Annotated in this window: 10 protein-coding genes; 8 read left to right on the top strand and 2 right to left on the bottom strand. The window is 61.7% G+C overall.

Annotated elements, in window-relative coordinates; translation table 11 throughout:
* Nucleotides 1-44: 44 nt before the first annotated feature.
* Nucleotides 45-1,445, bottom strand: a complete 1,401-nt coding sequence (locus CSQ87_RS03730) for a bifunctional phosphopantothenoylcysteine decarboxylase/phosphopantothenate synthase (protein ID WP_100512543.1) — start codon at nt 1,443-1,445, stop codon at nt 45-47.
* Between the two features lie 357 nt (nt 1,446-1,802).
* Here CSQ87_RS03730 and CSQ87_RS03725 point away from each other — a divergent pair, with 357 nt between their 5' ends.
* Nucleotides 1,803-2,810 (top strand): LacI family DNA-binding transcriptional regulator, encoded by a 1,008-nt coding sequence (locus tag CSQ87_RS03725; RefSeq protein WP_100512542.1) that lies wholly within the window; start codon nt 1,803-1,805, stop codon nt 2,808-2,810.
* A gap of 384 nt (nt 2,811-3,194) precedes the next feature.
* A complete protein-coding gene (locus CSQ87_RS03720) occupies nt 3,195-3,782 on the top strand; it encodes a hypothetical protein (RefSeq protein ID WP_100512541.1) in 588 nt (195 codons plus the stop codon).
* Between the two features lie 79 nt (nt 3,783-3,861).
* Here CSQ87_RS03720 and lacZ read toward each other — a convergent pair whose 3' ends face one another.
* On the bottom strand, nt 3,862-7,059 hold the full coding sequence (gene lacZ / locus CSQ87_RS03715) for a beta-galactosidase, LacZ type (RefSeq protein ID WP_100512540.1): 3,198 nt from the start codon (nt 7,057-7,059) through the stop codon (nt 3,862-3,864).
* Between the two features lie 473 nt (nt 7,060-7,532).
* Between lacZ and CSQ87_RS03710 the strand changes: the two genes are divergently transcribed.
* The 6 genes from CSQ87_RS03710 (at nt 7,533) to CSQ87_RS10770 (ending at nt 14,752) form a co-directional block, all read left to right on the top strand.
* The gene (locus tag CSQ87_RS03710) at nt 7,533-9,167 is read left to right on the top strand and encodes a glycoside-pentoside-hexuronide (GPH):cation symporter (RefSeq protein WP_100512539.1); all 1,635 of its coding nucleotides are present in this window, start codon (nt 7,533-7,535) and stop codon (nt 9,165-9,167) included.
* A gap of 523 nt (nt 9,168-9,690) precedes the next feature.
* Complete coding sequence (locus CSQ87_RS03705) at nt 9,691-10,710, top strand: cystathionine beta-synthase (protein WP_100512538.1); 1,020 nt, start codon at nt 9,691-9,693, stop codon at nt 10,708-10,710.
* A 332-nt stretch (nt 10,711-11,042) separates the two neighbouring features.
* Nucleotides 11,043-12,212, top strand: a complete 1,170-nt coding sequence (locus tag CSQ87_RS03700; RefSeq protein WP_100512537.1) for a cystathionine gamma-synthase — start codon at nt 11,043-11,045, stop codon at nt 12,210-12,212.
* A gap of 221 nt (nt 12,213-12,433) precedes the next feature.
* Complete coding sequence (locus tag CSQ87_RS03695) at nt 12,434-13,804, top strand: MFS transporter (RefSeq protein ID WP_100512536.1); 1,371 nt, start codon at nt 12,434-12,436, stop codon at nt 13,802-13,804.
* A gap of 238 nt (nt 13,805-14,042) precedes the next feature.
* Entirely contained in the window at nt 14,043-14,210 is a 168-nt protein-coding gene (locus CSQ87_RS10875) for a hypothetical protein (RefSeq protein ID WP_165776725.1), read from the top strand.
* A 47-nt stretch (nt 14,211-14,257) separates the two neighbouring features.
* Nucleotides 14,258-14,752 (top strand): hypothetical protein, encoded by a 495-nt coding sequence (locus CSQ87_RS10770; protein WP_133122338.1) that lies wholly within the window; start codon nt 14,258-14,260, stop codon nt 14,750-14,752.
* The last annotated feature ends 4 nt before the right edge of the window (nt 14,753-14,756 follow it).

Genomic DNA, 14,756 nt, shown 5'->3' with positions numbered 1-14,756 from the left:
GTTGATTTACCGCTGTCGGTAATGACGGTTACCGCCGGAGGGAATCAGGCCTCGGCCGGCACCTTGCTGTCGGCGTGACTGTCGGCGTGGCTGCCGACGCGCAGGGCATTGAGCCGGTTGAGGATCACCTTGGCGAGATCGCGCTTGGGCATGCGGTCCAGCTGTTCGATGTCGGCGGTCTGCTCGTCGGTGGGGGTGAGGATCGTCACCACGTTGGTGTCGGTAGCGAATCCGGCGCCCGGCTCGCGCAGATTGTTGGCCACCAGCATGTCGCAGTGCTTCTCCAGCAGCTTCTTCGCGGCGTTCTCGATGAGGTGCTGCGTCTCCATCGCGAATCCACAGATCGCCTGCGAGCCGTCGGTGCGCTTGTGCTCGCCCGCCCAGGCGAGGATGTCGGGATTGGAGACGAGCTCCAGTTCAAGCGTGGTGCGGCCGTGCTTCTTGATCTTCTCCGAGGCGGCGCTCGCCGGGCGGAAATCGCCCACCGCGGCGGCCATGATGGTCAGGTCGGCCTGCGGGAAGTGTGAGGAGACGGCCTCGAACATGTCCTGAGCGGTGGTCACGCGGTCGATGCGCACGTTCGCCGGGGCGTCAAGGGCGACTGGGCCGGAGACCAGCGTCACGTCGGCGCCCATGTCACGCGCGGCCTCGGCCAGCGCGTAGCCCATCTTGCCGGTGGAATGGTTGGTCAGATAGCGGATCGGGTCGAGCGGCTCCTGCGTGGGGCCGGCGGTGATCAGCACGTTCAGGCCGGCGAGCGGCAGGGACTCGGTGGCGTTGTCGACGGTGTCTGCGTCGGTGGTGGCCGCGTTGTCGTTGGCGTCGGGGCCTTCGACGGCACCGAGCGTTTCGTCAAGCAGTGCGTCGATGGCCTGCTCGATGTCCTCCGGCTCGGCGAGACGACCCTTGCCGACGTCCTGACAGGCCAGCAGGCCAGACGTGGGGTCGACGAAACGGAAGCCGAGCTCGCGGCATTCGGCGATGTTGCGCTGCGTCGCCGGATTCTCGTACATGTGCACGTTCATCGCCGGGCATACCAGCTTCGGGCAGGTGGCGGCCAGCGTCGTGCTCGTCAGATAGTCGTCGGCGATGCCGGACGCGAACTTCGCGATCACGTTGGCCGTGGCCGGCGCGATGACCACGATATCGGCCCACTTGGCGTCCTCGATGTGGCTGACGCCCACGCGCGCCTCGCCGAACTCGTCGGTGTACGTGGCGTATTCGGCGGCCGGGAACATGGCCGTCCTCGTGGCGGTGTGCGTGAGGGAATCGAAGGTGACGGGGCCTACGAACTTCGTGGCCGAGGCCGTCATCATCACACGGACCTCACGGCCGTGCTTGGTGAGGTTCGATGCCAGCTGGCACGCCTTGAACGCGGCGATGGAGCCGGTGACACCGAGAAGAATGTGACGCGGACGGGTGCCGCTGCTGTGCTTGGCGCTCATTACGCTGCCTCCATACGGCATAATCCACCCTCGCGGTGGAATGCCTGTTCGTCAGTCTCTGCGGGAAGTCCCCGTCAAAGCTGCTACATAGCTTACTTGCCGTCAAAGGATTGACGTTCGATGAGTGCCGATTATTGCCCTGTAATCTTCCTCACATTCCATGCGAGCGGTATAGTGCGGCCGCAGTCCGTCCATTCTTGTCTGAAGGTGGCCGGCGAAAGTCGGTCGGATGAGGTAACAAACGATGACCTGCCGATGGTCGATCTCGTAATCGGTAATACGCGTTACACTGATTGAAGTAAATGTTTTACTAATCATCGACGATCATCGATACGACGTCACGCACTGGAGCATGTCATGGTCACCATCAAGGAAATCGCCAAGAGATCGGGCTATTCGCAGGCCACGGTGTCGCGCCTGCTCAACGGGGATCCCACGCTGTCGGTCAAGGAGGAGACCCGTCGCAGGATCATCCAGGCCAGCGAGGAACTGGGGTACGCCATGCAGACCAAGCACGTCGCCATTCCCCGCGAGGTGGCAGTGCTTGATGTGATCGACCCCGGTGACCACCTGCAGGACGCCTATTTCAACGAACTGCGCGACGTGCTGCGGCAGAGCGGCGAATCGCAGAACATGCATCTGACGTTCTACACCGACGTCTCCCGACTGATCGATCATGCCGACCGGTACGACGGGTTCCTCGCCATCGGAGCCGAGGTGATCGACGCCGGTCTGCTCCGCAAGCTGCATGAAGTGCTGCCGTATGGCGTGTTCCTCGACACCAATCCGGCGCCGAACCTGTTCGATTCCGTGCAGCCGGATCTGTCGCAGACGGTGCTCGACGCGCTGGATGAGTGCTCGGCTGCGGGCATGCGGCGGGTCGGGTTCATCGGCGGCGTGGGCCGCATCATGGGCGAGCATGAGTTTCCGGAGGATCTGCGCCTGCTGGCCTTCGAGAACTGGTCACGGCGACTGCGGTTCGACACCGAGGGGCTGATCTACATCGATGGCCCGTTCACCGTGTCGAGCGGGCAGCGACTGGGTGAACGCATCATCGGCGATCTGCATGGCGATCTTCCCGATGCGTTCATCGTGGCGGCCGACGTGCTGGCGGTCGGCGTGCTGCAGGCGTTCAACGCCGTGGGGGTGATCGTGCCGCGCGACGTCAGTCTGATCAGTATCAACGACCAGCCGATCGCCCAGTACACTTCGCCGCCGCTGAGCAGCTACGCCATCGATCAGCATGAGCTGGCCCGCACCGCCATCTTCACGCTTGCCGAGGCGATCGCCAGTCGCCGTACCGTACGGCACCACGTTCTCCTCTCCACCACGCTCGTCGAACGCGGCAGCTTCGTACGAAGCTGATACGTCACGAGAGTCGTCGCGTATTGGTGGTTTGAGCGTTTAGAGGTGCTCCCGCTGGACGTACGGTCCGGTGGGCCGTCCGTGGCAGTGCGCCCAACGCCGGGCGCACGTCGCATAACACGTCGGGAGCTTGCAGGCGTGAGCCTGACTGAGGGTGGTCGAGTCCTGATGCATGGTTTGACCACCCCCAGTCTGCTGTCCGCAGCCAGCCCCCGCCAGCGGGGGCGTGTTGTTCTTGGTACCCATATGGGTTTTAGTAAGTTTTAGTAATTGCGGTTAGGATGAAGGTGTCTCGGCCGTATGGACTTGGACATGTGTGGGGGTTCGTTCCTTGACTGCTGACGAGATCACTGGGATTAACAGACTGTATTAGGGGTGGATGCGATGAGTGAACAGGATACTAGGACAGCGAAAATCATAGTGACGTTGATTGCCGCATTTGCCATGCTGATGGGTGTGCTCTATGCGGTGCGGCATCTTCCCGTTGCTTCGAACGTGCATCAATCCTTTACCAGAGCGCACGTATATTCCTCCCTCTCGGAGATGTTCGATGATAGTGATCTGGTCATTCAAGGAACCGTGTTGAGTCAGCACTCCACATTCGATATTGACGAAACAACTCCATTCACTATCGCGGAGGTGTCGGTGACGAAAGTCCATAAGGGAACGCCGTCTTCCGCGGAACGCATTGCAGTGCGGCAGACCGGTTCGAGTGAGGGCTCCCTACCGTTGCATATCGGCGATCACTATGTGCTGTTTCTTACCGAATCAGGTCTGAGCGGCGACAAAGCCAAACAATACTACATTACCGGAGCCACGGCTGGCGCATACCAGTTACGTCAGGGCCAATGGCGCCAGAATGATGAATCCCATTCCACGGGCAGTGCCGATTATCATCGGGTCGATATGGATTCGGGGGACGACCTTCCTTCCGATATATCGGTCAGTGATCTTGAGCAATTCAAGAAATGATTAAGAAACTGAATCTATCGGGAAGTCGACTGAGGCGGTTGTCTCAGCCAACTTCCCGTACTCATGTGGATCTTGCCGATCAGAGCAGATCGATGGTCACGTCGAGGGTGAGAGGGTTGGCGGCGTTGAGCAGGTACTGCTCGTGCACGGGGGCGCCCCACGAGTCGTCGCCGCCGACGCCCATCTGTGCGGCCAGCAGTCGCAGGAACGTGTGACGCGGCCGCGGCAGTTCGTTGGCGTGCCGTGCCTCCTCGATCATCAATGTGGAATAGGGGAGCAGACTTGCACAGAATGTATCGGAACCGGCGCGGCTTACCCGCAGACCGTGGCCGTGCTCGTCGGTGATCTCCGCCCACCGCACGTCCTCATGGTTGCCGGTCTCCTGCGGCACCAGATACGGGGCGAAGGACTTCTCGGCACTCGTCTCGTAAATCCCCAGCTTGCCGCCGGCCTTGCGGTCGAGATACGTTTCGGCCGGTCCGAGACCGTAGAACCGCAGGCGATCGTACTGCGCGGGTAGCTGCCACTCCAATCCGAACGCGGGCAGACTCGGCATATCCTCGCCGCCGGGATAGGAGGCAGTCAGATGCACCTGTCCGTCGGCATTCACCTCGTATCGCACGGTGACCTTCGTTCGCCGCGGGATGGCGAGCTCGTACACGTATTCGCCGAAGACGCCGTCGTCGGTCGTGCCGAACGCGGTGTCGGCCACGCGGGCGTACCGGCCGGCGGCGAACCACTGCGCGCGCTCGAATCCGCTGCCGTTGCCGCGGTCGTTGTCGGTGAGCGGTCGGAACGTCACGATCTGCGGCCGTCGGATCACCATCTCACGGCCGTCCCGACGCAAGGAGACCAGTCCACCCTGCGTGCGGGAGAGGATCGCCTCGAACCGGTCGTCGTATCCGCCGTTGCCGGCAGGGCCGTGAATCCCCAGGTTCCAACGGGAATCGACGATCTCGGCCTTGTCTGCGGACGTGGTGGGCGTCTTGGCCGGTTCGGTCGGCTCGACCGTCACCGTATGCTGGCCGAACGTCAGCTCGTACCCGGCTTCGGCCCAGGCGGTCGCCTGCCGTAGCCGCTGGTCGACCTCGTACGTCACTTCCACGGCGTGACCGGCGGCGTTCGCGTAGTCGGTGGCATCGGGGAAGGCGACGTCGAAGCGGCGGGTCTCGCCGGGAAGCACCGTGAGCTCATGGCTGAACTCGTGGTCGGCGCTCCACACTTCGACGCCGTCGACCAGCAGACGGGCCGTGAAGACGTAATCGTCGGTGGAGACGAACAGGTTGTCGTTGACGATCGTCACGCCCGTGGCATCCGGCTTGATCTTCACGTTCGCATACAGCTGCTTGACTTCCTGCGCCTTGGGGGAGACGGTGCGGTCGGCGAAGACGATGCCGTCACCGGAGAACTCGTAGTCGTGCGGCCGGTCGTCCCAGTCGCCGCCGTAGGTGAGCCGCTCCGTGCCGTCGCCGAGCCGTTGCCACAGCGCCTGATCGATGTAATCCCAGATGAACCCGCCCTGATACTGCGGGTAGCGTTCCAGATCGGTGTACAGGCTCATGCCGCCGACCGAATTGCCCATCGCATGCATGTATTCGCAGGAGATGTACGGCTTCTTCGGATCGTTGGTCAGATACTCCTCGATCTCGGCCGGCTTGGCGTACATGCGGCTTTCGATGTCGCTGATCGATTCGAACTCGCGGTTCCAGAACACGCCCTCATAATGCACGGGGCGCATCGGATCGAGCTCGTGAATCAGATCGCTCATGGCGGCGAACACCGTGCCCGCATACGATTCGTTGCCCAGCGACCAGATCAGCACGCTCGGATGGTTGAAGTCACGCCGGACCATCGAGTTCGCGCGGTCGAGGCATGCACCCTCCCATTCCGGCCTGCTGCCCGGCACGTTGGTCTCCGGGGTGACTTCGTGGCCGGATTCGGGGGAGTTCCAGCTGCCATGCGTCTCGATGTTCGTCTCGTCGATCAGGTAGATGCCGTATTCGTCGCACAGCTCGTACCAGCGGCTCTGGTTCGGGTAGTGCGAGGTGCGCACGGCGTTGATGTTGTGCCGCTTGAGGAAGCGGATGTCCCACAGCATGTCCTCCTCGGTGACGGCACGGCCGTGTTGCGCGTCGAATTCGTGACGGTTCACGCCCTTGAACACGATGCGTTTGCCGTTGAGCGTCATGATGCCGTGCTCGATGGCGAAATGCCGGAATCCGACGTGCTGCGTGGAGACTTCGATGATCGTTCCGTCGGCGTCGGTGATCACGATCCGCAGCGTGTACAGGTATGGATCCTCGGCGCTCCACGGGCGCACGCACTCCACCGCGGTGCTCCAGTCGAATTCGGCGAGGCCGTCGGCATCGGGGGTGATTCCGGCGGCCGACTGCGACGACTGCCATACCGGATCGCCGTCCGCGTTGATCAGCCGGGCGGTCACCGTATGGGCCGGCGACGTCCGGGCGGCATCGGCATGATGCACCAGTGCGCGCACGTCCAGCCGGCCTTCGTGCCGTTCGGCGTCATAGTCGGCGACGGTCCTGAGATCGACGGTGTGGGACGACGGCTGGGCGGTAAGCTCCACGCTGCGGAACAGGCCGTGCAGACGCCAGTAGTCCTGATCCTCAAGCCATACGGCGCTGGAGTATTCGTAGCAGGCGACCGTCAGCACGTTCTCGTCGGCCGTGAGCTGTTCGGTCACGTCGAACTCGCTTGGCGTGAAGGAGTCCTCGGCGTAGCCCACGAACCGGCCGTTGAGCCACACATAGATGGCGGTCTGCGCGCCCTGGAACGTCAGCGTCACCGGACGACGGTCGGCAATGGCCCTAGCGACGTCGGGGGAGGGGACGAACGTATGGCGGTAGAGCGCCACATGGTTGTGCTTCGGCACGTCGGGGGCGACCGGATCCTCATGACCGTCCCACGGATACTGGATGTTCACGTACTGCGGATTCAGGTAGCCGACGGTCTCCAGATTCGACGGCACGTCGATCGGCTCGAAGGCGGAGTCGTCGAAGTCGACGGCGGCGAAGGCCGGGCCGTCGGCGCCGGGGATGGTGTCGGGTGCGGAACCGGCCATGGTGACCGTCACCTTCCACCGGCCGTCCAGACTCTGCCTCAGGCTCATCGATTCGCCGGGCAGGGGGTCGTGATCGTAGAAGTAGTGGTCGGAATGGGCGGACAGACGGTTGACCGCGAACACCTGCGGATCGGTGAGCCACTTCGGGTCGGCGGCCGTGGCCTTGGGGATGGTGATTCGGTCTTCGATGGGCATGGTTCCTGCCTTCCCGGCGCGGCCGGTCGCCGGCCGCTGTCGTTACGTCGTTGTCGATGGGATCAGAGCATGAAGTAAAACTCTTTACTGAAAAAGGTAATACCTGTGCGTGAGTTATGCAACTTCCGGTGTGGTGGTGATGGTCGATCTGGTGTGGGACGGTCGGTGAATCGGTGACGGATAACGGGCTTTCGGGGCTCCGAGAAGGCTTATCGGGGTTAGGGTTGTGGCAATTGCTGGAGATTTCGGCACTCGGGGAAAGTGGGGAGTCGTCCGACACGCCGTGTGATCGATAATTTAGTAAATAATTTTACTTTAAATCGGTAATGAAATACACTAACCGATGTCGGATCACAGCTCGCTGATCACGAATCATCGGTTATGAATCACCGATCACCAGCCATGTCGATCCCGGATCAACGAATGATCTCCCTCCGATTTTCCGATTACGTCTTCTAAGGAGAAGCACGGTCATGGAACAGTCATCCACGGAACACGAACCCACTGATCAGTCAAACATTGGGCAGTCAAACATTGGGCAGTCAAATACTGGGCAGTCAAATATCGAGCGGTCAGTCGCCGAACAGCCGGTTGCCGGGCAGCCGTCATCATCGTCCGGCGGAAAAACCGGCGTCGGCCGCCGGATCTGCTATGCGCTTGGCAACCTCGGTCAGGCCACGTTCTACAACGCGCTGAGCACCTACTTCGTCGTCTACGTCACCAGCGCCATGTTCGCCGGCGTCGATAAGGCGCTCGCCACCCGGCTCATCGGCATCATCACCGGCCTGATCGTCATCATCCGCATCGCGGAGATCTTCATCGACCCGCTGCTGGGCAATCTCATCGACAACACCACCACCCGGTTCGGCCGCTTCCGCCCATGGCAGGTCATCGGCGGCTGTACGTCCGCCGTACTGCTCGCGCTGGTCTACACCGGACTGTTCGGTCTCGTCAACGTCAGCGAAACGTGGTTCATCATCCTGTTCGTCGTCGTGTTCATCACGCTCGATGTGCTCTACTCCCTGCGTGACATCTCCTACTGGGGCATGATCCCCGCCCTGTCCGAGGACTCGCACGAGCGCAGCGTCTACACCGCCCTCGGCTCCTTCACCGGATCCATCGGATACAACGGCATCACCGTCGTCGTCATCCCCATCGTCAGCTACTTCAGCTACCTGTTCACCGGCTCGCACGCCGAAAGCCAGAGCGGATGGACCGCGTTCGGCGTGATCGTCGCCCTGCTCGGCATCATCACCGCCCTCACCGTCGCCTTCGGCACCCGGGAGAACGACAGTGCCCTGCGCGCCAAGGCCGAGAAGAACGGCAACCCATTGCAGGCGTTCGCCGCGCTCGCCCACAACGATCAGCTCCTGTGGGTGGCGCTGAGCTACCTGCTCTACGCCATCGCCAACGTCGCCACCACCGGCGTGCTGCTCTACCTGTTCAAGTTCGTGCTCGGCCAGCCCGCCGCGTTCTCCATCGCCGGCGTGATCCCGATCATCACCGGCCTCATCGCCGCGCCGCTCTACCCGGTGCTCAACCGGTTCATCCCACGACGGTACCTGTACATCGCCGGCATGGCGTTCATGATCGCCGGCTACGTGATGTTCATCGTCGGCGCGCAGAACCTCACGATGGTCATCGTGGCGCTCGTGCTGTTCTACATCCCCGGCACGTTCATCCAGATGACCGCGATCCTCAGCCTCACCGACTCCATCGAATACGGCCAGCTCAAGACCGGCCGGCGCAACGAGGCCGTGACCCTCTCCGTGCGCCCGATGCTCGACAAGATCGCCGGCGCGTTCTCCAACGGCATCGTCGGTTTCATCGCCGTGGCCGCCGGCATGGTCGGCACCGCCACCGCCGCCGACATGACCGCCGAGAACATCCGCACCTTCAAGATGTTCGCCTTCTACACGCCGCTCGCTCTGATCGTCGCCAGTCTGCTCGTGTTCGTATTCACCGTGAAGATCGACGAGAAAATGCATGCGCGGATCGTCGAGGAGCTGGAGGCCAAGCTCGCCGGAGATGATGGGGATGCTGACGGTGTCGGAGGCGTTGCCGGCCGTGATGGTGCTGCCGGCCGTGATGGTGCTGATGGCATCTGAAGGTCCGACGCGGTGAAGCCCTGAAATGGACGGCGTCGCATATTCGCCGATATGCGCTGTGATCCATCCTGCCCGATATGCGCTGCAATCCACCCCTGCCGACACGCCGGATGTCGGTGGGGGTGGTATTGTTTGAGCCATGACGTTCTTTTCATGTTGTTGTCGCTAGCCGCCGCCCCGAGGCACGATAGGTGCCGGGCGCTGGTCAGTGACGCATAACTTGAAATAGGACGAATTTCTCAGCCAGTCGGCAACGAAATCCAATCGGAATGACGCAAGCGGCGAATGCCGCGGCTCCCCATATGGGAAAACCGCAGATCGCCTCCGGAATCACCGAAGACCAACACCATCAGGAACGGTTTTCGAATTCACTTCCCGTCATCCAACCCGAAACCAGCATCGGGTATCGTCTCATTTCAGTACTGCAAACCGATCAGAGCCCGCGGGGGAGCGGACAACGATCGCAATGATTGCAAGGAACGCAAGGCAGTACGTACAGATCCGAAACCGGAGGAATGAGACCATGACCATCGCCAACTCCATCACCGAGCTCGTCGGCAACACCCCGCTCGTCAAGCTCAACCACGTGACCGAAGGCATCGACGCCACCATCGCCGTGAAGGTGGAATACATGAACCCCGGCGGATCATCCAAGGACCGCATCGCCGCCCGTATCATCGACGCCGCCGAGAAATCCGGCCAGTTACGCCCCGGCGGCACCATCGTCGAACCCACCAGCGGCAACACCGGCGTCGGTCTCGCCCTCGTGGCCCAGCAGCGCGGATACCGAGCGATCTTCACCGTGCCCGACAAGGTCTCCGAAGACAAGCGCGCCGTACTGCGCGCCTACGGAGCCGAAGTCATCGTGACCCCGACCGACGCCGGCCCCGGCGACCCGCGCTCCTACTACGACGTGTCCGATCGTCTCGCCCGTGAGATCCCCGGTGCGTTCAAGCCCAACCAGTACGACAACCCCAACGGACCCTTAAGCCACTACTACACGACCGGACCGGAGATCTGGGAGCAGACCGATCACCAGGTGACCCACTACGTGGCCGGCATCGGCACCGGCGGCACGATCTCCGGCGCCGGCAAGTACCTCAAGGAGGTCTCCGACGGGGCCGTGACCGTGGTCGGCTCCGACCCGGAAGGCTCGATCTACTCCGCCGATGATCCGGCCAACGTGCACCAGTACAAGATCGAGGGCGTGGGTGAGGACTTCTTCCCCAAGGCCTACGATCCGAGCGTGGTCGACGAGATCGTGCAGGTCAACGACGCCGACGCGTTCGAGATGACCCGTCGTCTGGCCGCCGAGGAAGGTCTGCTGGTCGGCGGCTCCTCCGGCATGGCCGTGGTTTCCGCGCTGCGGTACGCCAAGAAGCACCAGCTCGGCAAGGACGCGGTCGTCGTGGTGCTGCTGCCCGATTCGGGACGCAGCTATCTCGGCAAGATCTTCAACGACCAGTGGATGATCGACAACGGATTCGAGGACGTCGTCAAGCGCACCGCCCGCCCCTCCGCGCTCCCCGAGGACTTCGCGTGACTGACAGGGCATAGGCGTTAGGGGAGCGGACGACATACGCTTCCCGACACGCTCCGGGCCGCTCAGGCCGAGTCCTTACGGTCGTGAAGCGCATGCCGCCCGCTCTCCTCGCTCCCACCGTTGTTGCATAGGTGCTTGCCAGGGGAGAGGGATATGGCGTTTCCGACCGTAAGCTAGCGGCCGGCTTGCCCGGACGCGTGGCCGAACGGCCTTGAGTGTGTCGGGAACGTCATATCCCTCGACCCACATAACGCATGATTCCACCACCGGCAACCGATACAATCAACTCATCCAACCCAATCAAACCGAACAATACGAAAAAGGAACCACCCATGTCCATCGACTTCACCGCCACCCAGCTCGCCACCCGCGCCATCCACGCCGGCCAGGAGCCCGATCCGATCACCGGCGCCGTCGTGCCGCCGCTGTACCTGACCTCCACCTACAAGCAGGACGGTGTCGGCCAGCTGCGTCACGGCTACGACTACACGCGTTCCGTGAACCCGACCCGCGACTCCTTCGACACCCAGCTGGCCGCGATCGAGGGTGGCAAGTACGCGCTCGCGTTCTCCTCCGGTCTGGCCGCGATCGACGTGCTGCTGCGTTCCACGCTTAAGCCGGGCGACCGCGTGCTGCTGGGCAACGACGTGTACGGCGGTACCTACCGTCTGCTGAGCAAGGTGTTCGTGCCGTGGGGCATCGGTCTGGACGTGGTCGACATTTCCGATTATGACGCGGTGAGCGAGGCACTGGAGGGCGCGGACTACGCGTACATCTGGGTGGAGACCCCGTCGAACCCGATGCTGCGCATCACCGACATCGAGGCCACCGCCGAGCTGGCGCACCGTCACGGCACGAAGATCGTGGTGGACAACACCTTCGCATCCCCGGTGCTGCAGCATCCGCTGGAACTGGGCGCCGACGCCGTGGTCTATTCGACCACCAAGTACATCGGCGGTCACTCCGACGTGGTCGGCGGCGCCGTGGTGCTCAATGACGAAGAGGTGCGCGATCAGGTGGCGTTCCTGCAGAACTCCGCCGGTGCGGTGCCGGGCGCGTTCGATTCCTGGCTGCAGACCCGCGGCCTCAAGACCCTGGAGCTGCGTGTGAAGCGTCACAGTGCCAATGCGCTCGCCGTGGCCGAGCATCTGGCCGGACTGCCCGAGGTGGAAAAGGTGCTGTACCCGGGTCTGGAATCGCACCCCGGCCACGAGATCGCGGCCCGTCAGATGCACGGCGGCTTCGGCGGCGTGGTGTCCGTGCAGCTGGCCGGCGGACGTGAGGCGGCGCTGAAGTTCGCCGAATCCACCGAGATCTTCACGCTGGCCGAGTCGCTGGGCGGCGTGGAGTCGCTGATCGAGCATCCGGCCGCCATGACCCACGCCTCCGTGGCCGGCACCACGCTGCAGGTTCCCGACAATCTGATTCGCCTCTCCGTCGGCATCGAGAACGTCGACGACCTGATCGCCGATCTCGACCAGGCGCTGGAACGCGTGAAGTAAGGCCTCCGTCGGTTCACTCTTTTCGGGTGCCCGGAAAAGAGTGAATTGGAAACGCACGGAATCGCACACGGTCGGCCCGGTTTCGGGTCGGCCGTGTTGCTTTGCCTGTGACCTTGAACAACATCTGGTTCACTCTTTCTCGGCCGCGAAAAAGAGTGAACTCATGAAACATAGCGGCATGACACTACTATCGTTTCCGTTTGAAGAAGGAGAGGAGTGTCATGCCGGAATTCGAGGAGAATCGGGCGAAGACCAAGAAGGCGCTGCCGGCGCTGCTGACCGTATTCATGCTGGGCACGCTGATGATCCAGGCGTTCAATCTGGTGTTCCAGAACATCGGCGACGCGTTGGGCATGTCGTCCAGCGCCTCGCTGATCAGCACGCTGCCGGGCATCGTGCTCGGCGTCGTATGCATGCTGTATGGCACGCTGTGCGATTTCGTGTCGCCCAAGCGCATGACGCTGTTCGGCATCACGGCCCTGCTCATCGGCAGTTTCGCGGGATTCCTCGGCTCGTTCAATTTCTGGATCGTGCTGGTCTCCCGCATGATCCAGGTCGCCGGAGCGCAGGTCGCAGGATCCGTGTTCCTCGTCATGGCGGTCAAATATCTCGATGAGAAGGAGAAGGCCTTCTATATCGGACTGTATAACGCCGTGTATTGTCTGGCGGCCGCCATCGGCGTCTTCGCCGGCGGCATCATCACCTCGTTCGATTGGAAGTACCTGTTTCTGGTTCCGGCGCTTTCGATCGTGTTCATTCCGCTGCTGGTGCGCAACACCCCCGATGTCAGCACCCGTGGAGAGCGCATCGACGGCATCGGCATCGCCCTGTTCGCCGTATTCGCCGGACTGATCGCCGTCTACTTCTCGTTCCCCGGAATCGGTCTGATCGTCGCCGCGGTGGTGTTCGCGGTGCTGTTCGTGCTCTGGATCTGGAAGGCCAGGAATCCGTTCCTGGATCGGTCGTTCATCACCAACGGCGCCTTCATGTCGATTCTGCTGGTGCAGTTCCTGTTCGTGTTCTTCAACTACGCCTGCGTGCCGATCTACAACGTCATCGGCACGCAGATCTATCGGATGCCGTTGACCACGATTTCGCTGTGCCTGACGCTCGTCTATCTGGTTTCGGCGGCGCTGGGATGCCTGTCCGGCGTGCTGGTCAACAGGATGGGACGTATGCGCACCCTGATCGTCTCCGCACTGCTGATGATCATCGGATTCATCGGGTCGGCGTTGCTCATCGGCGCCGGATTCGGCGTGCTGACCATGCTGGCCTGCCTGTTCGTCGGCGGGACCACGCTGATCTATGCGCCGCTGTATGACGCGGCCTCGGACGCGCTGCCGGTGGAGCAGAACGGGCGTGGCATCGGCATTCTCGACCTGATGCTCAATACGTCCGCATCCATCGGCATCGCCGTATACTCCAGCCTCATGTCGAGTCCGAGCATGGCCGAAGGCTCGCTGTTCGGTCGCGAAACCGGGGTTTCGGCGCAGGCCGCCAACATGTTCTGGGTCATGTGCGGCATCGCCACCGTGGCGCTGGCGCTTCTGCTGGTTTTCCGCCGCAACTTCATGATCAAGCGCCAGCGTTAGGCGGCGCCCGGTTCACTCTTTCGAGCCCGCGAAAAAGAGTGAATTGGAAACGCACGGAATCGCACACGGTCGGCCTGGTTTCGGGTCGGCCATGTTGCTTTGCCTGTGACCTCGAACAACATTGAGTTCACTCTTTCGAGCCCGCAAAAAAGAGTGAACCGGGAATCGCCGGTGTTGTTGATATCGAGATATCCTAATGGTGAAGATATTCGTGATGATGCAGTAGAAGGGGGAGATCGTGGCTGCTGAGACTATGGAGCGGATGGAAATCAGCTTGCGGGTTGATCCCGATCAGGCGTTTGACCTGTTGCTGTCGCAGATAGATCCCGATGATGGATTTGACATGGACACGAAGCCAGTAAGGGTCCACGATGGAGAATATCTGGCTCGGATGCTGGAGAGCTGATGTCGGCTGCCGTGTGCGTCATTCTTGACTGCAACGTATACATCGATGTGGCTGAGATTCTGGGGTGTGATGCTCAGCCGGCGCAATTACGCAGTACCAAGGTGCCCGATGGCGTGTCTAAGTCTGAGATCGAAACGTTCCGTTGTGTTCTGGAGGGGCGGTTTGGCCCCTATGATCTCGTGTTGGGCGGTTCGAGGCACATTAGAGAGACTGTGGTGCATGAGCTGGGAAGATTAAACGGATGGGATGACGAATCCGCAGAGTCTTTCATGGAGCGATTCTTCGATGATCTCGTAGATGTCATGATCACTGGTTTTGTAGGGGAGGAGCACGTTCCTCCCCTCGATCACGAAGACGGTGTCGTATTTGGTACTTGCCATGAGATCAGTAACCGGCCTGGCATCGTGAGAACGATTCTGGTGACTCGTGATCGTCAATTCGTTGAGGAGTTCCGGGGAAAGGTATCTCATACCGTTGTATTGCATCCCGTTGCATTCATGAAACTGTGCAATGCGGCTCGGAATTCTCTGAGAAGAGCGTAGTCTT

It is taken from the genome of Bifidobacterium simiarum (genome assembly GCF_002802905.1).
Classification (GTDB): Bacteria; Actinomycetota; Actinomycetes; order Actinomycetales; family Bifidobacteriaceae; genus Galliscardovia; species Galliscardovia simiarum.
The sequence above is the reverse complement of the archived record's forward strand: the minus strand, read 5'-3'. Positions and strand labels throughout refer to the sequence as shown.

What these genes read in the sequence shown, in the direction of transcription:
- lacZ (WP_100512540.1), bottom strand. Translation starts at nt 7,059, where the DNA reads ATGCCCATCGAAGACCGAATCACCATCCCCAAGGCCACGGCCGCCGAC.
- CSQ87_RS03725 (WP_100512542.1), top strand. Translation starts at nt 1,803, where the DNA reads ATGGTCACCATCAAGGAAATCGCCAAGAGATCGGGCTATTCGCAGGCC.
- CSQ87_RS03710 (WP_100512539.1), top strand. Translation starts at nt 7,533, where the DNA reads ATGGAACAGTCATCCACGGAACACGAACCCACTGATCAGTCAAACATT.
- CSQ87_RS03700 (WP_100512537.1), top strand. Translation starts at nt 11,043, where the DNA reads ATGTCCATCGACTTCACCGCCACCCAGCTCGCCACCCGCGCCATCCAC.
- CSQ87_RS03695 (WP_100512536.1), top strand. Translation starts at nt 12,434, where the DNA reads ATGCCGGAATTCGAGGAGAATCGGGCGAAGACCAAGAAGGCGCTGCCG.
- CSQ87_RS03720 (WP_100512541.1), top strand. Translation starts at nt 3,195, where the DNA reads ATGAGTGAACAGGATACTAGGACAGCGAAAATCATAGTGACGTTGATT.
- CSQ87_RS03705 (WP_100512538.1), top strand. Translation starts at nt 9,691, where the DNA reads ATGACCATCGCCAACTCCATCACCGAGCTCGTCGGCAACACCCCGCTC.
- CSQ87_RS03730 (WP_100512543.1), bottom strand. Translation starts at nt 1,445, where the DNA reads ATGAGCGCCAAGCACAGCAGCGGCACCCGTCCGCGTCACATTCTTCTC.